Source organism: Thioclava sp. F34-6, from assembly GCF_002213235.1.
Classification (GTDB): Bacteria; Pseudomonadota; Alphaproteobacteria; order Rhodobacterales; family Rhodobacteraceae; genus Thioclava; species Thioclava nitratireducens.
Genome location: NZ_NBOA01000002.1, coordinates 383,365 through 408,391, shown reverse-complemented (window position 1 = coordinate 408,391; position 25,027 = coordinate 383,365). Strand labels below are relative to the sequence as shown.

Annotated in this window: 26 protein-coding genes; 11 read left to right on the top strand and 15 right to left on the bottom strand. The window is 63.7% G+C overall.

Going from position 1 to position 25,027, the window contains the following annotated elements:
• Positions 1-56 precede the first annotated feature (56 nt).
• The 3 genes from cysN to argE all read left to right on the top strand — a co-directional run bounded on the left by cysN (position 57) and on the right by argE (position 4,442).
• Complete coding sequence (cysN, locus tag B6V72_RS05185) at positions 57-1,964, top strand: sulfate adenylyltransferase subunit CysN (RefSeq protein WP_075774147.1); 1,908 nt, start codon at positions 57-59, stop codon at positions 1,962-1,964.
• Positions 1,965-2,098: 134 nt separating this feature from the next.
• The gene (locus tag B6V72_RS05180; RefSeq protein WP_075774146.1) at positions 2,099-3,283 is read left to right on the top strand and encodes a M24 family metallopeptidase; all 1,185 of its coding nucleotides are present in this window, start codon (positions 2,099-2,101) and stop codon (positions 3,281-3,283) included.
• Between the two features lie 4 nt (positions 3,284-3,287).
• Positions 3,288-4,442: an acetylornithine deacetylase gene (gene argE / locus B6V72_RS05175; protein WP_088734922.1), complete on the top strand. Its 1,155-nt coding sequence runs from the start codon at positions 3,288-3,290 to the stop codon at positions 4,440-4,442.
• 22 nt (positions 4,443-4,464) lie between these two features.
• Here the strand turns inward: argE and ugpC are convergent, their stop codons facing one another.
• From ugpC to B6V72_RS05150, 5 genes are all read right to left on the bottom strand, one after another.
• On the bottom strand, positions 4,465-5,517 hold the full coding sequence (gene ugpC, locus B6V72_RS05170; protein WP_075774144.1) for a sn-glycerol-3-phosphate ABC transporter ATP-binding protein UgpC: 1,053 nt from the start codon (positions 5,515-5,517) through the stop codon (positions 4,465-4,467).
• Positions 5,518-5,526: 9 nt separating this feature from the next.
• The gene (ugpE, locus tag B6V72_RS05165; RefSeq protein ID WP_075774334.1) at positions 5,527-6,363 is read right to left on the bottom strand and encodes a sn-glycerol-3-phosphate ABC transporter permease UgpE; all 837 of its coding nucleotides are present in this window, start codon (positions 6,361-6,363) and stop codon (positions 5,527-5,529) included.
• 32 nt (positions 6,364-6,395) lie between these two features.
• On the bottom strand, positions 6,396-7,277 hold the full coding sequence (gene ugpA, locus B6V72_RS05160; protein ID WP_088719653.1) for a sn-glycerol-3-phosphate ABC transporter permease UgpA: 882 nt from the start codon (positions 7,275-7,277) through the stop codon (positions 6,396-6,398).
• A 69-nt stretch (positions 7,278-7,346) separates the two neighbouring features.
• Complete coding sequence (ugpB, locus tag B6V72_RS05155) at positions 7,347-8,660, bottom strand: sn-glycerol-3-phosphate ABC transporter substrate-binding protein UgpB (RefSeq protein WP_075774142.1); 1,314 nt, start codon at positions 8,658-8,660, stop codon at positions 7,347-7,349.
• 465 nt (positions 8,661-9,125) lie between these two features.
• A complete protein-coding gene (locus B6V72_RS05150; protein ID WP_199224613.1) occupies positions 9,126-9,782 on the bottom strand; it encodes a pyridoxamine 5'-phosphate oxidase family protein in 657 nt (218 codons plus the stop codon).
• Positions 9,783-9,840: 58 nt separating this feature from the next.
• Between B6V72_RS05150 and B6V72_RS05145 the strand changes: the two genes are divergently transcribed.
• Positions 9,841-11,283 carry a PLP-dependent aminotransferase family protein gene (locus B6V72_RS05145; protein WP_088734920.1) on the top strand — a complete coding sequence of 481 codons (1,443 nt, stop codon included), beginning with the start codon at positions 9,841-9,843 and terminating at the stop codon, positions 11,281-11,283.
• Positions 11,284-11,429: 146 nt separating this feature from the next.
• The gene (locus B6V72_RS05140) at positions 11,430-12,848 is read left to right on the top strand and encodes a serine hydrolase (protein WP_088734918.1); all 1,419 of its coding nucleotides are present in this window, start codon (positions 11,430-11,432) and stop codon (positions 12,846-12,848) included.
• On the opposite strand, the gene cysK is transcribed toward B6V72_RS05140, so the two are convergent.
• From cysK to B6V72_RS05115, 5 genes are all read right to left on the bottom strand, one after another.
• Complete coding sequence (cysK, locus tag B6V72_RS05135; RefSeq protein WP_088734916.1) at positions 12,803-13,768, bottom strand: cysteine synthase A; 966 nt, start codon at positions 13,766-13,768, stop codon at positions 12,803-12,805. The two genes, B6V72_RS05140 and cysK, sit on opposite strands and share 46 nt — an antisense overlap.
• A gap of 93 nt (positions 13,769-13,861) precedes the next feature.
• Positions 13,862-14,122 carry a DUF6455 family protein gene (locus B6V72_RS05130; protein ID WP_088719648.1) on the bottom strand — a complete coding sequence of 87 codons (261 nt, stop codon included), beginning with the start codon at positions 14,120-14,122 and terminating at the stop codon, positions 13,862-13,864.
• Complete coding sequence (locus B6V72_RS05125) at positions 14,122-14,415, bottom strand: DUF6455 family protein (protein ID WP_075774134.1); 294 nt, start codon at positions 14,413-14,415, stop codon at positions 14,122-14,124. Before B6V72_RS05125 ends, B6V72_RS05130 begins: the two co-directional genes overlap by 1 nt.
• Before the next feature lie 77 nt (positions 14,416-14,492).
• Complete coding sequence (locus B6V72_RS05120) at positions 14,493-15,821, bottom strand: DUF2254 domain-containing protein (protein ID WP_075774133.1); 1,329 nt, start codon at positions 15,819-15,821, stop codon at positions 14,493-14,495.
• A 98-nt stretch (positions 15,822-15,919) separates the two neighbouring features.
• On the bottom strand, positions 15,920-16,741 hold the full coding sequence (locus tag B6V72_RS05115) for a M48 family metallopeptidase (RefSeq protein ID WP_240497683.1): 822 nt from the start codon (positions 16,739-16,741) through the stop codon (positions 15,920-15,922).
• 67 nt (positions 16,742-16,808) lie between these two features.
• Between B6V72_RS05115 and B6V72_RS05110 the strand changes: the two genes are divergently transcribed.
• Positions 16,809-17,072 carry a hypothetical protein gene (locus B6V72_RS05110; protein WP_088719646.1) on the top strand — a complete coding sequence of 88 codons (264 nt, stop codon included), beginning with the start codon at positions 16,809-16,811 and terminating at the stop codon, positions 17,070-17,072.
• A 27-nt stretch (positions 17,073-17,099) separates the two neighbouring features.
• On the opposite strand, the gene B6V72_RS05105 is transcribed toward B6V72_RS05110, so the two are convergent.
• Positions 17,100-17,348: a DUF167 domain-containing protein gene (locus B6V72_RS05105; protein ID WP_088735098.1), complete on the bottom strand. Its 249-nt coding sequence runs from the start codon at positions 17,346-17,348 to the stop codon at positions 17,100-17,102.
• A 108-nt stretch (positions 17,349-17,456) separates the two neighbouring features.
• On the opposite strand from B6V72_RS05105, the gene B6V72_RS05100 reads away from it, so the two are divergent.
• On the top strand, positions 17,457-18,059 hold the full coding sequence (locus B6V72_RS05100; protein WP_088734914.1) for a nitroreductase: 603 nt from the start codon (positions 17,457-17,459) through the stop codon (positions 18,057-18,059).
• A complete protein-coding gene (locus B6V72_RS05095; RefSeq protein ID WP_088734912.1) occupies positions 18,056-18,751 on the top strand; it encodes an EI24 domain-containing protein in 696 nt (231 codons plus the stop codon). Before B6V72_RS05100 ends, B6V72_RS05095 begins: the two co-directional genes overlap by 4 nt.
• Positions 18,752-18,772: 21 nt before the next feature.
• On the opposite strand, the gene B6V72_RS05090 is transcribed toward B6V72_RS05095, so the two are convergent.
• From B6V72_RS05090 to mce, 3 genes are read right to left on the bottom strand one after another with little or no spacing between them, the layout of a single operon-like run.
• Positions 18,773-19,450 carry a DUF4396 domain-containing protein gene (locus B6V72_RS05090; RefSeq protein ID WP_075774128.1) on the bottom strand — a complete coding sequence of 226 codons (678 nt, stop codon included), beginning with the start codon at positions 19,448-19,450 and terminating at the stop codon, positions 18,773-18,775.
• Between the two features lie 55 nt (positions 19,451-19,505).
• Positions 19,506-19,775 (bottom strand): DUF1467 family protein, encoded by a 270-nt coding sequence (locus tag B6V72_RS05085; protein WP_075774127.1) that lies wholly within the window; start codon positions 19,773-19,775, stop codon positions 19,506-19,508.
• Positions 19,775-20,179, bottom strand: coding sequence for a methylmalonyl-CoA epimerase (gene mce / locus B6V72_RS05080; protein ID WP_075774126.1), 405 nt, complete (start codon positions 20,177-20,179; stop codon positions 19,775-19,777). The genes B6V72_RS05085 and mce overlap by 1 nt, the downstream gene beginning before the upstream one ends.
• Before the next feature lie 168 nt (positions 20,180-20,347).
• On the opposite strand from mce, the gene B6V72_RS05075 reads away from it, so the two are divergent.
• A complete protein-coding gene (locus B6V72_RS05075) occupies positions 20,348-21,061 on the top strand; it encodes a response regulator (protein ID WP_088725668.1) in 714 nt (237 codons plus the stop codon).
• A gap of 69 nt (positions 21,062-21,130) precedes the next feature.
• Positions 21,131-21,607, top strand: a complete 477-nt coding sequence (locus B6V72_RS05070) for a hemerythrin domain-containing protein (RefSeq protein ID WP_075774124.1) — start codon at positions 21,131-21,133, stop codon at positions 21,605-21,607.
• A 138-nt stretch (positions 21,608-21,745) separates the two neighbouring features.
• Here the strand turns inward: B6V72_RS05070 and aspS are convergent, their stop codons facing one another.
• Positions 21,746-23,524: an aspartate--tRNA ligase gene (gene aspS, locus B6V72_RS05065; RefSeq protein ID WP_075774123.1), complete on the bottom strand. Its 1,779-nt coding sequence runs from the start codon at positions 23,522-23,524 to the stop codon at positions 21,746-21,748.
• Positions 23,525-23,765: 241 nt separating this feature from the next.
• Between aspS and B6V72_RS05060 the strand changes: the two genes are divergently transcribed.
• The gene (locus tag B6V72_RS05060) at positions 23,766-25,004 is read left to right on the top strand and encodes a cyclopropane-fatty-acyl-phospholipid synthase family protein (protein WP_075774122.1); all 1,239 of its coding nucleotides are present in this window, start codon (positions 23,766-23,768) and stop codon (positions 25,002-25,004) included.
• Positions 25,005-25,027 lie beyond the last annotated feature (23 nt).

The following is a 25,027-nucleotide window of genomic DNA, read 5'->3' as shown; positions in this document are numbered from 1 at the left end:
CCTCCCCTCCCGAGCCGCACGCGCGCCTTCATTTCCACCCTATCAGGTGAGCCGACATGACGACCAACGATCCGATCTACAAGACCGACGCACTGATTGCGCAGGATATCGACGCCTATCTCGAGGCGCATCAACACAAGACCATGCTGCGCTTCATCACCTGCGGCTCGGTCGATGACGGGAAATCGACGCTGATCGGGCGGCTGCTCTATGACAGCAAGATGATCTTCGAGGATCAGCTGGCCGCGCTGGAGGCCGACTCCAAGCGCGTCGGCACCCAAGGCCAGGAGATCGACTTCGCACTGCTGGTCGACGGGCTCGCTGCCGAGCGCGAACAGGGCATCACGATCGACGTGGCCTACCGCTTCTTCGCGACCGAGAAGCGCAAGTTCATCGTCGCGGACACCCCCGGCCACGAACAGTATACCCGCAACATGGTCACCGGCGCCTCGACCGCCGATCTGGCGGTGATCCTGATCGATGCGCGCAAGGGCGTACTGACCCAAACGCGGCGCCACTCCTACCTCGTCCACCAGCTCGGCATCCGCCATATCGTGCTGGCGGTGAACAAGATGGATCTGGTGGACTACGATCAGGCGACCTTCGACGAGATCGTGGCCGATTACCAAACCTTCGCCGACAGCATCGGCATCGAAGGCTTCACCGCGATCCCGATCTCGGGCTTCAAGGGCGATAACATCACAGGCCCGAGCGAGAATACCCCCTGGTACAAGGGGCCGTCGCTCCTACCCTATCTCGAAGCCGTCGAGGTGGACGTGACCTCCGATCAGGAGCGCCCCTTCCGGATGCCCGTGCAATGGGTGAACCGCCCTAACCTCGACTTCCGCGGCTTCTCGGGGCTGATCGCGTCGGGCACCGTGCGTCCGGGCGACGAGGTGCGCGTGCTGCCCTCGGGCAAAACCTCGAAAGTGGCGCGGATCGTCAGCTTGGAGGGCGACCGCGACATGGCGGTGGCGGGCGAATCCATCACGATCACGCTGGTCGACGAGATCGACTGCTCGCGCGGGCAGGTCATCGTCTCCGCGAAAGAACCGCTGGAAGTGGCCGACCAGTTCGAGACCACCATTGTCTGGATGGACGAGAACGAACTGCTGCCAGGCCGCGCCTATTGGCTGAAAATCGGCACGCAGACCGTCTCGGCGACCGTGCAGGAGCCGAAATACGAGGTGAACGTCAACACGCAGGAGCATCTGGCGACGAAGACGCTGGACCTGAACGCGATCGGCGTGGCCAACATCACCACCGACCGCGAGATCCCCTTCGCCCCCTATGCCGAGAACCGCGATCTGGGCGGGTTCATCCTGATCGACAAGATGACCAACCAGACTGCGGCTGCGGGCATGATCAACTTCGCGCTGCGCCGGGCCCAGAACATCCACTGGCAGGCGACCGATATCGGGCGCGAGCATCATGCCAACATGAAGCACCAGAAGCCGGCGGTGGTCTGGCTCACGGGCCTGTCGGGCTCGGGCAAATCCACGATCGCCAACATGGTCGAGAAGAAGCTGGCGCGGATGAACCGCCACACTTTCCTGCTCGATGGCGACAACGTGCGCCACGGCCTGAACAAGGATCTGGGCTTCACCGAGGCCGACCGCGTGGAAAACATCCGGCGCGTCGGCGAGGTCGCGAAGCTGATGACCGACGCGGGCCTCATAGTGGTCACGGCCTTCATCTCGCCCTTCCGCTCGGAGCGCGACATGGTGCGCGCAATGATGCAGCCGGGCGAATTCCTCGAAGTCTTCGTGGATACGCCGCTCGAAGTGGCCGAGGCGCGCGACGTGAAAGGGCTCTATGCCAAGGCGCGATCCGGCCAGCTGAAGAACTTCACCGGCATCGACTCGCCCTACGAGGCACCCGAGAACCCCGAGATGCGGATCGACACCACCGCGATCAGCCCCGAGGAAGCGGCGGAATTGATCCTCGCTCGGCTCATTCCGTAAGCGACGACAACGACTGCACCATTTCACGCGAACGTGCAGCCCTCCCGGGGGTTGCACGTTTTCGTTTTGGCCTTGACCTTGCTCGGGGGCGCGCCCCAACCTGCCCGAAATACCGCCAGCAGAAAGAAGCCCGAATGCCGATCGAAAACGTGCACTTCAGCGAACTCGAATTTTCCCGCCGGATCGCGCTCGTACGCGCGGCAATGGCGCAGCGCGAGATCGACATTCTCTTCATCACCAACCCGTCTAACCAGTTCTGGCTGACAGGTTATGACGGCTGGTCCTTCTACACCCATCAGGGCGTGATCCTGCCGATGGAGGGCGCCCCCTATTGGTGGGGCCGCTTCATGGATTCCAACGGCGCGCGCCGCACCGTCTGGATGGAGGAGGAAAACATCCTCCATTACAACGACGCGATGGTGCAATCCGACATCATGCACCCGATGGAAGACCTCGCCTCTCACCTGCGGATCATGGGCTACGGCAAGGCCCGGATCGGCGTCGAGATGGAGACCTATTTCTACACCGCGAAAGCGCATGCAGTCCTCTTCGAAGGGCTGCCCGAAGCGACGCTGCTCGATGCCTCTGTGCTGGTGAACTGGCAGCGCCTGATCAAATCCGACGAGGAGCTGCGTTTCATGCGCCGTGCCGCACGGATCTCCGAACTGGTGATCCAGCGTGCGGTGGAACTGGCCGAGCCGGGGCTGCGCAAGCATGATCTGGTCGGCGAATTGTACAAGACCGCCGTGCAGGGCGAGGAAGACAGCTGGGGCGATTATCCGGCCATCGTGCCGATGCTGCCCTCGGGTCCGGATGCCTCCGCGCCGCACCTGACATGGAACGGCGAGGCACTGAAAGCTGGCGAAGCGACCTTCGTCGAGCAATCCGGCTGCTACCGTCGCTATCACGCGCCGCTCTCGCGCACGATCTTTCTGGGCAAGCCCCCGCAGCATGTCCTCGATGCGAGCGAAGCGCTGACCGAAGGCCTCAACGCCGGGATCGAAGTCGCGCGTGCCGGGAACCGCGCCTGTGACATCGCCCGCGCACTGAACGTCGAGCTGGCCAAGGTCGGCATCGAACGTCCGAACCGCGCGGGCTACGCGGTGGGCTGCTCCTACCCGCCGGATTGGGGCGAGCATACCGTCTCGATCCGCGACACCGACGAGACGATCCTCGAGCCCGGCATGACCTTCCACTTCATGCCCGGCCTCTGGATGGATGACTGGGGGATGGAGACGACCGAGACCATCCTCATCACCGAGGACGGCCCCGCCGAGCCGCTGTGCAACATCGAGCGCAAACTGTTCGTCAAGGACTGAGCCGATGCGGATCGACACCACCCGCGCGATCCTATCGGACCTGATCGCCTATCCGACGATATCGACCGACAGCAACCTGCCGATCATCCACTACATCGCGGACCGGCTGGAAACCGTCGGCGCGGCGGTAGAGGTCATGGTCGACGAGAGCGGCCACAAGGCGAACCTTTTCGCGACGCTGGGCGAGGCAGGCGATGGCGGGCTGGTGCTGTCGGGCCATTCGGACGTGGTACCGGTCACCGATCAGGACTGGACTAGCGATCCTTTCACCATGACCGAGCGCGACGGCAAGCTCTACGGGCGCGGCGCCTGCGACATGAAAGGCTTCATCGCCGCCTGTCTCGGCTCGCTCGATCTGCTGGCCGAGGCCGCGAAAACCCGCCCGGTCCATTTCGCCTTCACCCATGACGAGGAAGTCGGCTGTCTGGGCGCGCAGGAACTGGTGAAGCTGCTGGCGAAACGCCCGGTCAGACCGGCGCTGTGCATCATCGGAGAGCCGACTTCGATGCAGGTCTTCGACGGCAACAAGGGCTGCTGCGAATATACCGTGCGCTTCGAGGGGCTGCCGGGCCATAGCTCCGCGCCTGAGAAGGGCGTGAACGCGGTCGAATACGCTGTGCGCTACATCAACCGCCTGTTCGAGCTGCGCGCCGAGCTGATCAAACGCTGCCCCGAAGGCTCGCGCTTCGATCCGCCGCAGACGACGCTCAACGTAGGCGCGCTGAAAGGCGGCATTTCTCATAACGTGATCGCGCCGCGCGCCGAACTGGCCTGGGAGATGCGCCCGATCAATGCCGCTGACATGGATTTCGTCAAAGCCGAGATCGCGAGCTACGTCGAAGACACGCTGCTGCCCGAGATGCGCGCCATCGCGCCGGAAGCCGCGATCTCCACCGAGACCATCGGCGAGGTCGTGGGGCTCGAGCCGATGGACGACAACGCCGCGCGCGATCTGGTCTTCGCGCTGACCGGGCAGAACCACGCAGGCTGCGTTGCTTTCAACACCGAGGCCGGGTTGTTCCAGTCGCTCGGAATGGACGCGGTGATCTGCGGGCCCGGCTCGATCGAGCAGGCCCATAAGGCCGACGAGTTCGTCTCGCTCGAGCAGATGGATCAGGCGCTGACGATGTTGGGCAAGCTCGCCAGCGCCCGGAACTGAGTGCGCCTGGCCGCCTCTCCGATCAGTTCAGGCGCTTGCCGGTTTTCGGATCAAAGAGATGCAGATCCTCGGCGTTCACCGACAGCCGCACCTGCCCCACCGCCTGCTTCTCCATATGCACGCCCGGCAGCGCCGCGGTCATCGGCTCGCCGCGCCCTTCCAGCGTTCCGTGCAGAAGCGTATTCGCCCCTAGCGGTTCGGACAGGGTAACATTCAGCGTCAGCGGGCCATTGTCATCGGGATGCAGGTGTTCGGGCCGAATCCCGAGGCTGACGGGGCGATCGGGCAGATCGGTCGGCCCGAGCGTCACATGGCCCAGCATCACCCGCCCTCCGCGCACCTCGGCATCGATGACGTTCATCGACGGGCTGCCGATGAACTGCGCCGCGAAGATGGTCACGGGGCGCTCATAGACTTCGAGCGGGGTGCCGATCTGCTCGGCCACGCCGCCGTTCATCACGATCATCCGGTCGGCCATGGTCATCGCCTCGACCTGATCATGGGTCACGTAAAGCGCGGTCACGCCGAGCTTGCGCTGCAGCTCGCGGATTTCGACGCGCATCTGCACCCGCAGCTTGGCGTCGAGGTTGGACAGCGGTTCGTCGAACAGGAAGACCGACGGCTCACGCACGATGGCGCGGCCCATCGCAACCCGCTGACGCTGCCCGCCGGACAGTTCGCGCGGCTTTCGCTCGAGATAGTCCGACAGCTGCAACAGCTTCGCGGCCTCATCGACGCGGCGCTTGATCTCGGACTTCGACATGCCCGCGATCTTCAGCCCGTAGCCCATGTTCTGGCGCACCGACATATGCGGGTAGAGCGCGTAGTTCTGGAACACCATCGCGATATCGCGATCCATCGGCTCGCGCTCGTTCACGCGGGCCTCGCCGATGCGGATCTCACCCTCGGAGATACTCTCCAGCCCCGCGACCATGCGCAACAGCGTCGATTTCCCGCAACCGGAGGGACCGACGATGACGATGAATTCGCCGTCCTGGATGTCGATCGAGACCCCGTGCAGCACCTCGGTCTTGCCGAAACGTTTCTTGATATTTTCGAGTTCAACGGTCGCCATTGTCTGCCCTTATTTCTCGCTGTCCACGAGACCGCGAATGAAGAGTTTCTGCATCGAGATCACCACGATCACCGGCGGGATCATCGCGAGGATGGAGGTCGCCATGATGACCGGCCAATCGGCGATATCGTCGCCCGACGGGAACATCTGCTTGAGCCCCATGACGATCGTGTTCATCTCGGGATTGGTGGTGATGAGGAGCGGCCAGAGATACTGGTTCCAGCCGTAGATGAAGAGGATCACGAAGAGCGCCGCGATATTCGTGCGGCTCATCGGCAGCAGGATATCGAAGAAGAAGCGCATCGGACGCGCGCCGTCGACTCGGGCGGCCTCTGCCAGCTCGTCCGGCACCGTCAGGAAGAACTGCCGGAACAGGAAGGTCGCCGTCGCCGACGCGATCAGAGGCAGGATCAGGCCGGAATAGCTGTTGAGCATCCCGAAGCCCGCGACCACCTCGTAGGTCGGCACGATCCGCACCTCGACCGGCAGCATCAGCGTGATGAAGATCATCCAGAAGAAGAAGCGCCGTCCCGGAAAGCGGAAATAGACGATCGCGAAGGCCGACAGGAGCGAGATCGCGATCTTTCCGAGCGCGATCCCCAACGCCATCACCAGCGAGTTCACCAGCATCGTCGCGACCGGCACATTCACCCCGGAGAACAGCGCATCCGAGTAGTTCTCGATCAGGTGCGAGCCCGGCATCACCGGCATCGGCGCCTGCGCGATCTCCTGCTGGGTATGGGTCGAGGCCACGAAGGCCAGCCAGATCGGGAAGAAGATCACCAGTACGCCCGCGATCATCAGCACATGGGTCAGCCACAGGCCGGAGCCGCGTTTTTCCACCATGCCCGGGGGCGGTTCGTTGTGCATGTCAGCCATCAGTAATGCACCCGCTTCTCGACGAATTTGAATTGCAGCACCGTCAGGAAGCCCACGACCACCAGCAGCACCACGGATTGCGCGGCAGAGCTTCCGAGATCCTGACCCACGAAGCCATCGGCGTAGACCTTGTAGACCAGGATCGTGGTCGCCTGTTGCGGCCCGCCGGAGGTGATCGTGTGGATCACGCCGAAGGTCTCGAAGAAGGCGTAGACGATATTGACGACCAGCAGAAAGAAGGTCGTGGGCGACAGGAGCGGCAGCACGATCGTGAAGAAGCGCCGCCAGAACCGCGCCCCGTCGATCGCCGCCGCCTCGATCACCGATTTCGGCACCGCTTGCAGCGCCGCGAAATAGAACAGGAAGTTGTAGCTGATGCGGCCCCAGGCCGACGCCACGACGACGAGGCCCATCGCCTCGTTCTCGTTGAGCACATGGTTCCAGTCATAACCCATCTGGTTGAGATAGAAGGCGACCACACCGATCCGCGTGTTGAACATGAAGAGCCACAGCACACCGGCCACCGCGGGCGCGACCGCGTAGGGCCAGATCAGAAGCGTGCGGTAAGTTCCCGCCCCTTTCACCAGCCGATCCGCCAGCACCGCGAGGAACAGCGCCGGGATCATCGAGACCAGTGTCACAAGGGTCGAGAACACCGCCGTCGTCACAAAAGACGCGCGATAATAGGGGTCGTTGAACAGGTATTCGAAATTGCCGAGGCCCACATATTGCATCGACAGGCCGAACGGATCGGGGATGAACAGCGATTGCCACACCGCCTCGCCCGCCGGGTAGAAGAAGAACACGGCCGAGATGATCAACTGCGGCGCGAGCAGCAGCATCGGCAAGAGCCAGCCCTTGAAGGTTACGCGCTTTTCCATATCGGGATCGGGGCCTTAGAATAGAAATAGCCGCGGGCAGGGTTCTCCCCGCCCGCGGCTGGATTTGGGTTAGCGGTTGGCTTGCTCGAAGCGGCGCAGCAGCTGGTTGCCACGCTCCACCGCGTTGTCGAGCGCGTCTTGCGCGGTCTTGTCACCGGCCCAGACAGCCTCCAGTTCCTCGTCGATGATGCCGCGGATCTGGTCGAAGTTGCCCAGGCGGATGCCCTTCGAATTCTCGGTCGGCGCATTCGCGGTCATCTGCTTCACGGCCACGTCAGTGCCGGGGTTCTTTTCGTAGAAGCCCTGCTCACGGGTCAGCTCGGCCGCGGCCTTGGTGATCGGCAGGTAGCCGGTATCCTGGTGCCACTTCGCCTGCACTTCCGGCGACGAGAGGTAGTTCAGGAATTCAGCGACGCCCTTGTAGTGGTCGTCATCCTTGCCAGCCATGACCCAGAGCGAGGCGCCCCCGATGATTGTGTTCTGCGGCGCGCCGTCGACGTCACCCCAATAGGGCAGCGGGTGCACTTCGAAGTTGAACTTGGCTTCGGACTTGATGCCCGCGTAACCGGCCGAGCTCTCGGTGAAGAGCGCGCAGGTGCCGGCACGGAAATCGGCACCGCCTTCGTTGCGGCGGCCCTTGTAGACGAACTCGCCCTTCTTGGCCCAGTCACCCAGCGTCTGGATGTGCTTGACCTGAACGGGGCCGTTGAACTCCAGCTTCGCGTCGAGACCGGCGAAGCCGTTCTCCTGGCTCGCGAAGGGCACGTTGTGATAGGCCGAGAGGTTCTCGAGCTGGATCCAGCTCTGCCAGGCGGTGGTCATCGGGCAATCGACGCCCGCTTCCTTCAGCTGGTCGAGCACCTTGCCGACATCTTCCCAGGTAGTCAGCGGCGCATCCTTGGCGACGCCTGCCTTGTCGAGCATGTCGCGGTTGACCCAGAGAACCGGCGTCGAGGAGTTGAAGGGCAGCGACAGCATCTTGCCGTCGGTGGTGGTGTAGTAGCCCTTCACCGCGCCGATGTAATCGTCGGGATTGAAGTCCACGCCGGCGTCTTCCATCACCTGGTAGACCGGCTTGATCGCGCCCTTGGCGGCCATCATCGTCGCCGTGCCGACCTCGAACACCATCAGGATGTCGGGCTGTTCCCCGGCGCGGAACGCGGCGATCCCGGCGTTCAGCGTTTCCGAGTAGTTGCCCTTGTTGGTCGCCACGACCTCATACTGGTCCTGGCTGGCATTGAAGTCCTTGACCTGCTGATCGACGAGCTCGCCGAGACGGCCGGTAAAGGCGTGCCAGAACTGGATTTCCGTTGCTGCATTGGCCGTGAAGGGCGCAATGAGCGAGGCCGACGCAAGCGCCGCACCGAGTGCAAAATTCTTCATGTCTTCCTCCCATATGTAGCGGGATTCATTGTTGGATGGATCTGAGGCCCCGTGCGAAGCCTCCGCGCTACGCGGCGTAGTGTGCGGATGTAACAGGAACAAAACAAGAGAGTGATTTCGGTTTCGCTTTGCCTCTCGGTCGCGCGATCCAGCGCGGTACGGCGGCTTCTCAGCCCTTTCCTGCTAAGCTTTTTCGAGATTCCTCGAAGTTTTGCATGACGCTAGATCACGACTTTGTGAAGCGCATTTTTGCGCGATTCGATCGAAACCGAACAAAAACCGACAGTCGCGCGAAACACCCGATTACGATCAGCTTTCCTCGCGGCGCTTTCCCGAATCCCTTAGATTTGCCAAATCATTGAAATGGTTCAACTCGGTCCGGATCATCGTTCGCAGCCTGATCGACTGCCTCACCTTCTTCTACGAGATGCGCCTGAGGGAGATGGACCGTATCGCGCAGGCCAATCAACCGCCGTATCGAAAATCACGCACATGCGCGGGCATCTCGACACCGTCGAGATTGCGCGGATCGGGGATCGGGTCGCCCACCTCCATACGGATCGGGATTACCCCGGCCCAGATCGGCAGCGCGTAATCCTCCTCGTCGTCACTCGGCCCGCCGGTGCGGATCTTCGCCGCGCCCTCGGTGATCTCCATCCCCAGCACGGTCGTCGCCTTCAGATCCTGTTCGTGGTCTGGGCGCAGCGTCTCGTAGCGGCCCGGATAGAGATGGTTCACGAAATTTCCGAGCTTTTGCAGCTTCTCCGCCGGATCCTCCACCTTGAACGCGACACCAAAGAGCATGACCGAGCGCGTGTTCAGCGAATGATGCATGCCAGAGCGCGCCAGAACCAAACCATCGAGGATCGAGACCGTCAGACAGACCTCTGTCTCCTTTTGACTGCGCAGCGCGCGGCTCGCGGAAGAGCCATGCCAATAGACGTGATCGCCTTCGCGCCATTGCATCGTCGGCGTCACGTAGGGCTTGCCGTCCCGGACATAGCCCACATGGCACATCGGCTGCGCGTCGAGGATCGTGTTGATGCTGTCGCGGTCGAAATGGCCGCGCTCATGCAGGCGGCGCAGGCGGGAACGGTCGGTTACAGGGAGGGTCTCGGTCATGGTCTGCCTCATGTCTGACTTGTGCCCTCAGCGATAGCGGCCTACTGGATCGGAAAACATGTCCAGTTTCGCAAAAATGCAGCAGTCCAATTTAAACACCGCCCTGTTTGGTCTTTCGCTGGATCGAAACTCCGGTCTGCCGCTGCATGCGCAACTGACCCATGTCCTGCGCGAGATGCTGCGCGCCGATCCCGCCGCAGCCGGAGAGCGCCTGCCGCCAAGCCGCGCATTGGCCGAGGAGCTGTCGGTCTCGCGCATGACAGTGACCACCGCCTATGATCAGCTGATCGCCGAGGGCTACCTGAGCACCCGCCCCGGCGGCGGCACCTATGTCGCCGAGGATCTGCCCCATCTCGTTCCTCCTACCCCGCGAAAAGCATCAAGGGCCGCGCAAGGGGCGCCTCCGCCAGCTTGGCTGCCTTTCCAGCCCGGCCTGCCCGATCAGGCGCTGTTCCCGCACAGGCTTTGGGCGCGCCACCTCGAGCGCGCGTGGCGCACCCCCGATCCCACCCTTCTGGACCGGCCCGACCCGTTCGGCTGGCCGCCGCTGCGGCTGGCGATCCGCGACCACCTCGCGGCGTGGCGCGGCCTCGATTGCGCGCCGGAACAAGTGGTGATTACCGGCGGCGCATGGGACGGGTTCGACCTGATCGCGCGTAGTGCGATCGCCCCCGGCGGGCTGATCGCGACCGAGGATCCCGGCTGGGCGACGATGGGCCATGTGCTGGCCTCCAGCGGCCTCAACGAGCACCCGGTGCGGATCGACGCCGAAGGGCTGGACCCGGTACATCTGCCGACCGGCACCCGCGCCGTCATCATCACCCCCTCGCGCCATTTCCCGACCGGGGCGGCGATGCCGCTCACGCGCAGGCTGACGCTTCTTGACTGGGCGCGTGCCCATGATGCGCTGATCGTCGAGGATGATTATGACAGCGAATTCCGTTATCGCGGCCAGCCCCTGCCCGCGCTGGCGGGGCTCGACGGGCTGCAGCGCGTGATCTACATGGGCAGCTTCTCGAAACTGCTCAGCCCGGCGCTGCGGATCGGCTATATCGTGCTGCCCGAGCGGCTTGTCGGGCCGATGCGGGCGGCGATCGACGCGACGGGGCCGCGGGTTTCGATGGTACCGCAACCGGCGCTGGCGAGCTTCATGGCGAGCGGCGAATTCGCGACCCATCTACGGCGGATGCGGCGCCATTACGCGAAACGGCAGCGCCACCTTCTGAACGCGCTGACAGGGCTCGAGGAGTATCTCCGGCTCCAGCCCGATCCGTCGGGAATGCATCTCTGCGCGGGTCTCGGCCCGGCCCTCGTGCCCGCCGGCGACCGCGCGATATCCGAGCGCGCGAAGGCGGCCGGTCTTACCCTGCGCGCTCTGTCGTCGCACGCACGCCTGCCCGACCCGCCGCAAGGCGTCCTGCTTGGGTACGCGGGTTTCGACGAACCGACGCTAAGCGCCGCAGCAGAGAAGCTGCGGGCACTTCTGACGTCGCTTCCATGACCGCCGACCTCGCAACTCACAACAGGGTGACCTTACGTCGAGAAAGCACTCGCCCTCTTGGCAAGCCCGCGCTGTTTGCCAAAACTAACGCGCGAGTAAAAAACGGGCGCGTGACTTGATCCAAGCGCACGGGAGCGGAGGACAGGATGCGCGGATGGAAAGCGGTGCTCGGCGGGATTGGCCTGCTTTTCATGGCGGCTTTGATTTACGCGATCATCGTGCCTCCGGAACTGCTACGCGTCGGCGCGGGCTATAGCGCGAAGATTACCTGCTCGGCGCTGGTCCTGCAGGACCGCGACCCCGACGAGGTTCTCGAAACCGATGTGCAGGCGCCAGGCAATCCGCTGCTGCGCGCCTTCTGGGTCAGCCCCGATCGCCGGGCGGGCCGCGTCTGGGCGGCTTTCGCCGGGATCATCGCGCCCACGACAGCGGAGCAACGCATGGGTCTCGGTTGCGCGACCTTCCCCGACGGCGATCTGGCCGACGCCCCCGAACAGGCCGCCCCGCCCGCGCCGGGACCGAGCAAGAGCGTCGCCCTCTGGCCCGCGGGATCGAAGACCGAACTGACGGGACAAGGCCGCTTTGCCGATGTCTTGCAAAACGATGCGCTGACCGGGCCGGGGATGCGCGCGGTGGTAGTGATCAAGGACGGTCAGCTCGTGGCCGAGCGCTACGGCGATGGATTCGATGCGAAGACACCGCTTCTGGGCTGGTCGATGACGAAGACCGTCACCGCCGCCCTTGTCGGCACCGCGATCGAGGCGGGCAAGCTGCGGATGGATCAAAGCGATCTACTGCCCGAATGGCAGGGCGACGACCGGGCGAAGATCACTGTCGCGCAGCTGATGTCGATGTCGAGCGGGCTGCATTTCAACGAGGATTACGGCGACGTCTCGGACGTGACGCGGATGCTCTACCTCGAGCCGGACATGGCGAAGTTCGCAGCGTCGCAGCCGCTCGATCATCCGCCCGGCACGCATTTCAGCTATTCCAGCGGCACCGCAGTCCTGCTGTCGCGCATCTGGCAAAACGCGGTGGGCGACACCTCCACCGCACTCGCTTGGCCGCGCCGCAAGCTGTTCGGTCCGCTCGGGATGAACTCGGCCACGCTCGAGACCGACGCCTCCGGAACCTTCGTCGGCAGCTCCTACCTCTACGCGACCGCGCGGGACTGGGCGCGGTTCGGACAGTTTCTGCTTCAGGACGGCCAATGGGAGGGGCGGCAATTGCTGTCCGCCGAGTTCGTAAAGCGGATGCATGCGCCCGCGCCGACCGACGGGGTCTATGCGCAGGGCATGATCTGGCTCGCCGGGCCGAGCGATCAGCAGAAAGCGGGCGACGACGCGCGGTTCGGCCTGCCCGCCGACACCTATTGGCTCGAGGGGCATGACGGGCAGACTGTCACCGTGATCCCCTCGGCCGATATGGTCGTGGTGCGGATGGGGCTGACGCCGTCGGACCTGAACTACCGCCCGCAGAAGCTGGTGGCAGCATTGCTGGAGGCGGCAAAGACCACCACTCAGGCCTCGTCGAACATCCCTTCGAACAGCGCCGAAGACAGGTAACGCTCGCCCGAATCCGGCAGCACGACGACGATGGTCTTGCCCGCATTCTCCGGTTCGCGCGCAAGGCGGAGGGCTGCCGCAGCCGCCGCGCCGCAGGAGATCCCTGCCAATATGCCCTCTTCGCGCGCCAGCCGCCGGGCTGTCTCGATAGCCTCATCATTGCTGACCTGCTCGATCCGGTCCACGAGATCCATGTCGAGCACCTTTGGCACGAAGCCTGCGCCGATGCCCTGAATCTTGTGAGGACCGGGGTGCAGCGCTTCGCCCGCGCGGGCCTGCGTCAGAACCGGGCTCGCCTCGGGCTCGACCGCGACCGAGATCAGCGGCAGGCCCTTTTCCTTTTTCAGATAGCGCGAGACACCAGTGATCGTGCCGCCCGTGCCGACGCCCGCGACGAAGATATCGACCACGCCATCGGTATCCTCGAAGATCTCCGGGCCGGTAGTCTTCTCGTGAATCTCGGGGTTCGCGAGGTTGTTGAACTGCTGCAGCAACACGTAGCGGTCGGGATCCGAGGCCGCGATCTCCTCGGCCTTGGCGATCGCCCCCTTCATGCCCTGTGCGCCTTCGGTGAGCACCAGCTTCGCGCCATAGGCCAGCAGAAGCTTGCGCCGCTCGATGCTCATCGTGTCGGGCATGGTCAGCGTGATCGGGATACCGCGCGACGCGGCGACGAAGGCCAGCGCGATCCCCGTGTTGCCCGAGGTCGGCTCGACGATCTCCTTGCCGGGGCCGAGCACGCCGCGCTCCTCCGCGTCCCAGATCATGTTCGCCCCAACGCGACACTTCACCGACCACGCCGGGTTGCGCCCTTCGATCTTGGCCAGAACGGTCGCGCCCGCGCCCTCCGTCATGCGGTTGAGCCGCACCAGCGGCGTGTTTCCGATGCTGAGCGAGTTATCCTCGTAAATCCGTGCCATGCGCGCGCTCCCTTTCAGCCTGCTGCCGCCCCATCAGATAACCAAAGGCGGTCGAGGGAAAGGCGAAAGCGACGCGAGCGGCGACGTGCCCTTTCACTGGAGAGCGCGCAGAGACGTCAGGACGTCGTAATTCGGGCAATCCGTCGGGATGGCCTGCGGCCCCTCACCTTTCTCGGCCAGAACAGCGAGGCAGAATTCGGTGCGCCCGCAGGTCGCACAGGTTGTGATCATCTCGGCAAAGTCGGCTTGTGTGAGAAAGCCGTCACGCATCGCTTCGGAAATGTTCACTCCGAGACGCCGCGCCATGCCGCGCGTCACCCAGAAGTTCAGATCGACATCGCTTTGCATTCCCATCATTCCACTCCTTCGGGTTCAGCCCCAATGGTCGCGCGCAGACGCGTCATCATCAGGCGGTTTTCGCAATAGGCGGGAGGGGCTTTCGCGGGGTTCATTTGCGGATCGTGCTCGGCCAGCCAGAGCAGGCAGGCCCCGGCTTCGCGGCACTTGGTGCAGCGGATCAGCGCGTCTTTCCATGCTTCGCCGCTAAGCCGCCCGGCGGCCATCTCCATGCTGAGATCGCCGCCCATCTGCTGGGCCATGCGGTTCATCATCGACGCATGGCGATTGAGGTGCTTGGCAGCGGTCATGGCAGCCTCCCTTGAAACAGTCATCCCGGTGATGGGCCGACTCTGCCGCAGGGGCCGTGATTTCGATATGATTCAGATCAAGCGTCGCGTTCCGCTCTGTCGCTGTCGAGGTCATGGCCGACGTCACAGTCCAGATCGGGAGCAAAGCGCGCCGCCAGCGCCTGCGCTTCCTCCGCGATCACCGCGCGGTCGCGCCTCAAGGTCATCGCGGATTGCGAATGGGCGGCTGCGCGCAGCGCCTGATGTGCGGCGGGACGGCCGAAATGAGCGGGATGCATCTCGGCCAGAGCTTCCAGCACCTCCTGCTGGCGCAGCGCGACCTCCAGATGCCCGGCTCCGTCGCGCGCGATCGCGGCGAACGCGTCCTCGGTATACTGCTCGGGCGTCACCGCGCGCACATAGACGCGGTCGAAAACGCAATCGGGGCTCTTCGGTGGATGCCAATCGGCCAGCACCCGCACCAGACGCCCGAGAATATCGATACCGGTTCCGGGGTCGTTGATCGCCGGCGAAAGCGCGCGCGAGGCAATCTCGGCCAGCGCGATCAGGCCGAATTGCGGATCCTGGTCGAAATCGCGCGCGTGATCGATGGTGAAGGCGTCGCGCGCGGCCTCCTCGATCGCCTCGCGGGTCTCGGCGTCGCCCGGCAGCGCGTCGCATCGCACCAGATCGGATGCGCCGTGGACGAATTCGCCGGTCCGTCCGCAAAGCCAGATGTGGCAGTCATGCGTCTCGGCCACCTTTTGCAGCGCCCCCATGTCGACATGCTGCACATGGCCGGTCCGCGTCGACGTGATCCCGAATACCCCGGGGGGCGGGTCTTCCCATTCCTTGCCGCCGAGCCACGGCCGCTCGCAGCGCGCTTTCAGCGCCGTGCTCGCAGCGTCCTCGACCCGGCTGATCACATCGCCGAGCCGTCCGAACTCGCTCAAATGCTGCACCCAGCGCAACAGCGATATCACCACCATCGCCACCACGCCGAGCGTGACGACCAGCAGGATGAATCGCCCGGAGTCGTCATAGACATCCGTCTCGAGCGCGATGATCCCGACCAGCGAAAAGACGAAAGAGCCGATGAAGCTCGCCAGCACGTTCTGGGTCACGCGGTCGGTCTGCATCAGCTTGATCGCGCGCGGCGTGGCTCCGGTCTGGGCCGAGCTGAACGCGGTGATCATGATCTGCAGCGAAAACGTCGTGACGGTCAGCATCGCGGTGGCGATGATCTTCAGGATCGGCTCCACCGAGCCCGCGCCCATCTTGTAGCCGATATCCGCGGGTACGAGGTAGCCGAAGCCCGCCGATCCCAGCGCGGTCGCGATCCCCAGCACGCCGAAGGCCGTCACCCGCACCCAGATCTCGCGCAGGATAACCCTCAGCCGCCAGCGCAGTCGCGAAAAGATTGTCATAGGTTCTTCGTCCCCGTCCCCTGTTCCCGCGTCCCGGACCCGCCTTTCCCGGCGGCCTCTCTCTCAAATCTCAAGCCCGCAGACCTTGGGCGGGTTCCTCAGCTGCCCGCCGGGATCTTGCCCGCGCGCAGTTGGGCAACGGTATTTCGCACCACGTCGAAGCGCAGCTGGTTGGGCGGGTGAGAACCCAGCATCTTGTCGCCCGGGTCCGGCAACCGCAGGAAGAACTGCGCGCCCTTGAGCGGGTCGTAGCCCGCATCCCACGTGATGATCGTACCGAGCCGGTCGGCCTCAAGCTCGTAATCCTTGGAATAGAGCCGCGAGCCGATTTCGGCCCCGATGCGCCGCGCGCGCTGGATCGTGAGCGGATCGGCGCCCTGTGCCTGCACCGCACGCCCCAGATAAGCCGCCCCCACCGCCGCATCGCGTTCGCGCGCCGCGATATGGCCCGCGATGTGATGCGCGGCCTCGTGGCCGATCACGAAGGCCAGCTCGTCGGCATTGCGCACCTCGGCGATCATCGCGAGTGTCACCCCGATCACCGGACGACCCGAACGGTCCATGGTCTGGAAGGCGTTCGCGTCGAGATCGAGCCGGTCATCGACCACGAAAAGGTAGTCGCAATTGAGGTTCCGCGTGCGCTTGCGACATTCCGACTCGATCTGCGGCTCCATGCGCTCGCCGACATCGACCAGCCGCGTCACCGCCACCTCGGCACGCTTCTTGGCTTCGGGCGAGAGCTCGCTCTCCGGGACGGGCTGCATCGGCGCCATGGTCGGCACGCAGCCCGACAGCAGCGTCGCAGCGAGCGAGAGGGTCACGAGAAGGAAACGGGCGGAAGGCATCGACGGGAAAACACCCCAGAGACAGGATTTGTCCCAGCTTAACGACTTGGCCTGCAGCCGCCTAGTGTCCTCCACGTACTCTCCCGCAAGCGGCGGCGTGATTTCGCTTTTTCGGATCGGCAAGCCGCGCTAGCATGAGGTCATGTTTACCATCGAACACGAATTCGACGCGACCGTGATCACCCTTGTAGACGAAGGGGCGGATCCGCGCGATTATTTGCAGGAAGACATCACGATCAGCTCTTTCGAGGATTGCGTGGTGGTCGAACAGCTCGACGAGCAGACCGAGCAGGTGCAGACGATCACCTTCAGCCATGCCCAGCTGCGGGAGCTGGCGGCGGCGCTCAACCTGCCCGAAGGCGTCTATCGCCTGAAGCAGACCGACAGCACCGCCGAGGACGGCTGAGGGGCCTGCCCGGCCCCGCGCGCCCGCTCAATCGAGACGGAACACCTTGTCGCGCGCGGTCTCGCCCCGGATCAGCGTCAGCCGCGACTTCGCCACACCTAGCGCCTTTGCCAGCAATTTGACGACCGCCGCATTGGCCTTGCCGTTCTCCGGAACGACCGTGACATAGGCCCGAAGCCCATCTTCCCCGACCCGTATCTCGTTGCGCGACGCTTTTGGCGTCACGCGCAGGGCGATTTCGTTGCCAGGAATTGCGAGGTGGCTGAGATCCGTCATCGTCGCGCAGCATAGGCGCTGCACGATCGCATACAAGACAGTTGCCCATGCTGCGGTTGCAATCACATGCCGAGCGCCCGATATCTGGCGCAACAGACGGAGATTTTCATGACTGAACTGCCCGAAGTGAACCCGGCCGAGCGCAATGACGCGGCGATGGCTTTCCTTCTGACCCGCCGGTCACGCCCGGCGAAAACCCTCAAGGCTCCTGCCCCCGACGAGGCCGCGCTGCGCGAGATCCTGACGGCCGCCGCGCGCACTCCCGATCACGGCAAGCTGGAGCCGTGGCGCTTCATCACCATCACGCGCGAGGCCGCGCAGCGGCTGGGTGCTGAAGCCGAGGCGCGCGCCAAAGCACAGGGCCTTCCCGATGAGAAGATCGCGAAGGCCGGCAAGCAGTTCCATGACAGCCAACTTTGCGTCGCGGTAGTGTCCTCGCCCAAGGAGAGCGAGAAGGTTCCGCAGGTCGAGCAACTCTATTCGGCGGGCGCGGTTTGCCTCTCGCTTCTGAACGCGGCACTCGCGGCGGGCTGGGGCGCGAACTGGCTGACCGGCTGGGCCGCGCATGACGAGGCCTTCGGGCGCGAGATGCTGGGCCTTAAGGACGGCGAAAGCGTCACGGGCTTCATCCACTTGGGTACCGAAGGCGTGACGCCGCCCGAACGCCCCCGTCCCGACCTCGACGCGATCACCACGCGGATTTCGGAATGATCATTTCAAGCTATCTGAAAGCCTGGACCGACCTGCTGCGGCCCGGCGCGATGAAAGTCGTGGGCTTCGGCGTGGCGCTGTCGCTGGGCCTTCTGGTCGCGATCTATGTCGCGATGGTGATGCTGATCGGCTGGCTGATCCCCGACAGCTTTTCGCTGCCCTTCATCGGCGAGATCGGCCATATCGACACCGCGCTGTCGATCGTCTCGGCGGGGGTGATCCTCTTTGCATCGGTCTTCCTGATGGTGCCCGTGGCCTCCGCCTTCACCGGTTTCTTCCTCGAAGACGTGGCGGAGATGGTGGAGGACGTCCACTACCCGACGCTGCCGCCGGTGCGCAAACTCACCTTCGCGGAAGGGATGCGCGACACCGTACGCTTCTTCGGCGTGATCCTTGCCGCCAACATCATCGCGCTGATGATCTACCCCTTCGTGATCCCGCTTGCGCCGCTGATGTTCTTCGGGCTCAACGGTTACCTTCTGGGGCGTGAATACTTCCAGATGGCAGCTTTCCGGCGGATGGAACGCGAGGCGGCGCTCGAACTTTACGAACGCAACAGGGTCACGATCTGGGCCGCGGGCGCGCTGATGGCGGTGCCGCTGTCGATCCCGCTGGTGAACCTGTTCGTGCCGGTGCTGGGAGCCGCAGGCTTCACCCACCTCTTCCACGCGATCACCGGTCGCCGTGGATAAGGGGCGGCGCCTAGGCGCCGCTCACATCTCTTCCTTGATACCCTTGCGGATCAGCAGCCAGTTCACCGGGTAGGCGGTCACGAAACCGGCCATCATCGCGATCTGCATGGCGAACCAGAATTCCGGGTCGGCGGCGTTGATCTCCGCGCCCCAGAGCCCTTTGAACACGGCGAAATGGAAGATCGCCATCATACCGTACATGCCGATCTGCCACGAGGTGAGCGAAGCCACATCGGCCTTCGCCGCCTCCTTGAGTCCCTCGCCAAGCCCGAGCCCGCGCATCGGGGCGATCGAGAAATACTGGAACACGATCCCGATCGCGAGGGCGAAGACGTAATCGAGCCCCCAGACCGCAAAGATCTTGTGCCCCCAGAAATCCGGCCAGCCGAACGCGACCAGAATCACTGGAACGGCGAGCGCGAGGTTCTCGGCCAGAATGTCACCCAAGGTGCAGCCCGCGCCGCAATGCAGTGTCCCCTTCGCGACCGAGACCGGGAAGGGCGCATTGCCATGGCCCGGAAAGCGACTGTGCAACCAGATTACTAGTGGTCCGCCAAACAGCCCGCAAATCGGCCAGACCCACGCCATGATGGCCATGTGAGGCGGGTTTCGACGCACCTGCACGAGAAGATAGATGAACGAGAGCACGCCTACAGCAAGCGATAACCAGCTCAGAACGGTAAACCAGTTTGGTGTCATGGGAGGCTCCTTTCAGCCCCCCAACCCGGCTGATCAGATACGGTTCCCGGCGCGGTCAGCGGCGCAACTGCCCGAAGAAGTCGATATCTTCCAAAGTGATGATCCCCGACAGCAGCACTGCCGCGATGACCGCCCATAGCACGATGGTGACAACGGTGGTGATCTTCACCTTCGCGCCCAGATGCGCCTCGTGCGGTGCGCCTGCGGGAGTGCCCGGCACGACCTCGTCCACATCGCCTTGCGTTTTCAGACGAACCGGCAGGACCATGAAGAAGATCATGAACCAGATCACCGCGAAGAGAATGATGCCGCCCGTGAGACTCATCAGACCTGCTCCAGTTCGATCAGGCAGCCGTTGAAATCTTTCGGGTGCAGGAACAGCACGGGCTTGCCATGCGCACCGATCTTCGGCTCACCGCTGCCCAGAACCCGCGCGCCGTCCGCCTTGAGCTTGTCGCGGGCCTCGAGGATGTCCTCCACCTCGAAACACATGTGATGGATGCCGCCCGCGGGGTTCTTTTCTAGAAAGCCGTTGATCGGACTGTCCTCGCCCAGCGGGTAGAGCAGTTCGATCTTGGTGTTGGGCAGCTCGATGAAGACGACCGTGACGCCGTGATCGGGCTCGTCCTGCGGCGCGCCAACATTGGCACCCAGCGTGTCGCGATACTTGGCCGAGGCCGCCTCGAGGTCAGGCACGGCAATGGCGACATGGTTCAGGCGTCCGATCATCTGGGTCTCCTCCGGTGATATGGATCAAGGGGTAGCGGGGCGCATCGGTTCGCGCAAGCCTGGATGCCCCTGTTCGCGTTAACACGGTGTTAGGCACTTTGCCCCTTACTGGAGAGGACCTGCCGAATCTCGAGAATCCGACGATTTCCATATCGACTGGGGGCCGCCATGAGCGACACGATACCGAACCCGACCCGCACTCCGACGCCGGAGCGTCCGCTGACCGGACTGACGGTGCTGTTGGTGGAGGACAGCCGCTTCGCCTCCGAAGCGGTGCGTCTCCTGTGTCTGCGCTCGGGCGCACGAATCCGTCGCGCCGATTGCCTCGCCTCGGCGGACCGCCACCTCAAGACCTACCGCCCTTCGATCGCGATCGTGGATATGGGCCTGCCCGACGGATCAGGCGGCGATCTCATCGCCGAAATCCGAGGGTTGCGCGGCCCGCATCCGGTGATCCTCGGCACCTCGGGCGATACCGCGCTGAAGGAGGCCGCTCTTGCCGCGGGGGCGAACGGGTTCCTCGACAAACCGATCGAGAGCCTTGCGCTATTTCAGGACACGATCCTCTCCGCCCTTCCCGAAGAGATGCGCCCGCTCGGGTGGCGCCCGCTTGCCGATCTCGTGGTCGAACCGGACCCGCTCGCGCTGCGTGACGACCTGCAACGCCTATCGAACCTCCTGCACGCGGTCGGGGCGGGCATGCCGCTCCCCGCCCTGCCCTATGCGGCGCATTTCCTGTCGAGCGTCGCCCGCTCGGCGCATGACGCGGCACTTGGAGACGCGGCGCAAAGGCTCGGCCGCCGCGGCGGCCCATCGCGCGACGACATGACCCGGGTCACGGAATTGCTCGACGAGCGGATCGCGGCGGCCGGGGCATTCTGACGCGGTCGAGGAACCGCCCGCAAGACTTCGCGTTGCCAAAACGAGTTGAAGCAACCGGAGGACCGCCAGATGAGCTCGATCTACGACGCCATCAAGCAAGATCACGAAAACCACCGTGCCCTGATGAAGAAGATCGCCGATACGTCCGGCGACAGCGCCGCGCGCACCGAAGCGTGGAAAGAGTTCTATTACGACATCAAGTCCCACGCAGCCGCCGAGGAAGAGACCTTCTATTCCAAGCTAATGACCAAGACCTGGGGCCAGGATTCCGCGCGCCACTCGGTCGAGGAACATGCCGAGCTCGACGATCTGCTCGAAGAGCTCAACGAAATGGACATGGCGAGCCCCGGTTGGCTCAACAAGTTCCACAAGCTGGAGCATGATTACAACCACCACATGGACGAGGAAGAGGACGAAATCTTCGGCCGTGCCAAGGAAGTGATCGACGACAGCGAGATCGAGGATTACGGCGAGAAATTCGTCGCGCGTAAGAAAAAGGAGATGAAGCTGGTAGACGAGAAGCGGAACGACGACCCTGAAGGCTGATCGGGCTTCCACCTGAGGCTGGCACGGCACCTGCCGCAAAACATTCCGCTGCGGCTGCATCTTTCCTCCGACGCGAATAGAAAAAGGCCCCGCTCGATCCCGAGCGGGGCCTTTTAGATTCGGACGATAGCGCCGGGATCAGTCTTCTTGAGGAAGAACCCGCAGGCGCAGCTCGCGTAGCTGTTCGTTCATCGGCTCCGACGGCGCGCCCATCATCAGGTCTTCTGCGCGCTGGTTCATCGGGAACATGATGACTTCGCGGATATTTGCGGTATCGGCGAGGATCATCACGATCCGGTCGATGCCGGCGGCGCAACCACCGTGCGGCGGGGCGCCGTATTTGAACGCCTTGACCATACCGCCGAAGCGCTTCTCGACCTCGGAGGCCGGGTAGCCCGCGATCTCGAACGCCTTGTACATCGTCTCGAGCTTGTGGTTCCGGATCGCGCCGGAAAGGATCTCGTAACCGTTGCAGGCGAGGTCATACTGGTAGCCCTTGACCTGCAGCGGGTCGCCTTCCAGCGCCTCCATGCCGCCCTGCGGCATCGAGAACGGGTTGTGCGAGAAGTCGATCTTGCCCTCGTCGTCTTCCTCGTACATCGGGAAGTCGACGACCCAGGCGAACTTGAACTTGGTCTTGTCGGTCAGGCCCAGCTCTTCGCCGATTACGTTGCGCGCACGACCGGCGACGCCCTCGAAACTCGACGGCGCTCCGCCGAGGAAGAAGGCCGCATCACCTTCGCCCAGACCCAGCTGCGCGCGGATCGCCTCTGTCCGCTCGGGGCCGATGTTCTTCGCCAGCGGGCCTGCGCCTTCGAGCGAGCCATCCTCTCCCTTGCGCCAGAAGATGTAGCCCATTCCCGGCAGGCCCTGCTCCTGCGCGAATTTGTTCATCCGGTCGCAGAATTTGCGCGAACCGCCCGTGGGGGCCGGGATCGCGCGGATCTCGGTGCCGTCCTGCTCCAGCAGCTTGGCGAAGATCGCGAAGCCCGAGTCGCGGAAGTGATCCGAGACCACCTGCATCTCGATCGGGTTGCGCAGGTCGGGCTTGTCCGAGCCGTATTTCAGCATCGCCTCGGCATAGGGGATGCGGGGCCAGTTCGGATCGACGGTGCGGTCGTCGCCGAATTCCTCGAACACGCCCTGGATCACCGGCTGCATCACGTTGAAGATGTCTTCCTGCTCGACGAAGCTCATCTCGACGTCCAGCTGGTAGAAGTCGGTGGGCGAACGGTCGGCGCGCGGGTCTTCGTCACGGAAGCACGGTGCGATCTGGAAATACTTGTCGAAGCCGCCGACCATGATCAGCTGCTTGAACTGCTGCGGCGCCTGCGGCAGCGCGTAGAACTTGCCCGGGTGCAGACGCGAGGGCACGAGGAAGTCGCGCGCGCCTTCGGGCGAGGAGGCGGTGATGATCGGCGTCTGGAACTCGTTGAAATCGGCGTCCCACATGCGTTTGCGCATGGATTTCACGACATTCGAGCGCAGGATCATCTTGTCATGCAGGCTCTCGCGGCGCAGGTCGAGAAAGCGATAGGACAGACGGGTCTCTTCGGGATATTCCAGCTCGCCGAAGACCGGCAGCGGCAGTTCCTCGGCCTCACCCAGGATTTCGATGTCGCGAACATAGACCTCGATCTCGCCGGTCGGAATCTTCGGGTTGATCAGGCTCTCGTCGCGCAGTTTCACGGTGCCGTCGATGCGGATCACCCATTCCGAGCGCACTTTCTCCATCGTCTTGAACGCCGGACTGTCGCCGTCGCACAGAACCTGCGTCATCCCGTAATGGTCGCGCAAATCGATGAAGAGCACGCCTCCGTGATCGCGCACGCGATGGACCCAGCCCGCAAGGCGGACGGTCTCACCGGCGTTGGCGGCGCTCAGATCGGCGCAGGTATGGCTGCGAAAGGCATGCATGGGAGGCTCCCGGATCGAGAATTGCGTATAGTCGCGCCGATACACCCGTTGAGAGCGCAAAAGTCAAGCTGTGCGGAGGAACACAGGCACGTCTCGAGCCGATCACGCGCGCGTGGCTCGAAAAAGAGTAAATTTTCGGTTAACTTCAGTGAGAACGGGAACTTTGGTAATTTCACAAAGGTTACCGTCGTGAAGACACACGCTGGAGCCTGCCAGCCCCGGCACGATCCGGAGAGACCGCATGAGAGCTTGGGACTCGCTTCTCGACCGTATGTTGCGCCACCTGATCCGCAGGGGCACACTCGAACTCGTCTATCCTGACGAAACCCTCATACGCTATGGCGACGGCACCGGGAATCCGGTCCGCGTTACCATGAGCAACCCGGAACTGACGAAGAAGATCGTGCTGCGGCCCGACCTCGGTGTCGGCGAAGGCTACATGAACGGCGACTATACGATTGCCGATGACGACCTGCGCGGATTTCTCGCGCTCGCAATCCGCAACCAGACCGGCTCGGGCATGCCATGGTTCGAGAAGCCGCGCGAGGCGAGCCGCTTTTTCGGTCGCCGTTTCGCGCAGTTCAATCCGGTCAACAAGGCCCGCACCAACGTGGCGCATCACTATGACCTGTCGGGCGAACTCTACGATCTCTTCCTCGACGAGGATCGGCAATATAGCTGCGCCTATTTCGAGCGCCCCGACATGACGCTGGAGGAGGCGCAGGAGGCCAAAAAACGCCATATCGCCAAGAAGCTGCTGATCGAACCGGGGATGACCATTCTTGACATCGGCTGCGGTTGGGGCGGCATGGCGATGACGCTGGCGCGCGATTTCGGCGCGAAAGTGGTGGGCGTGACGCTCTCGACCGAACAGCACGCGCTGGCCCGCAAGCGGGTGAAGGAGGCCGGGCTCGAAGACAAGATCGACATCCGTCTGACAGACTATCGCGACGTGACCGACAAGTTCGACCGCATCGTCTCGGTCGGCATGTTCGAGCATGTCGGCGTGCCTCATTACCGGGAATATTTCGCGAAGGTCCGCGAGTTGCTGAAACCGGGTGGCATCTCGCTGATCCATTTCATCGGACGTTCAGGCCCCGGCGGCGCGACGGCCGATTTCATCACCAAATACATCTTCCCCGGCGGCTATTGCCCCGCCATGTCCGAAGCGTCGAACGCGGTCGAACACGAAGGGCTCATCACCACCGATCTCGAAGTGTGGCGGCTGCATTACGCGGAAACGCTGCGCCACTGGTGCGATCGGTTCGAGGCGAATATCGACAAGGCGGTCGCGCTCTATGACGAGCGGTTCTGCCGGATGTGGCGCTTCTACCTCGTAGCCTCGGAGATGGCCTTCCGCCATGGCGGACAGGTGGTGTTCCAGTACCAGCTGGCCCATGAGGTCGGCGACGTGCCGCTGACCCGCGATTACCTCTATCGGGACGACGACGAACAGGAACACAGGCTGGCTGCCGAATAGGCGGATATCCCCTCACCGGGCCG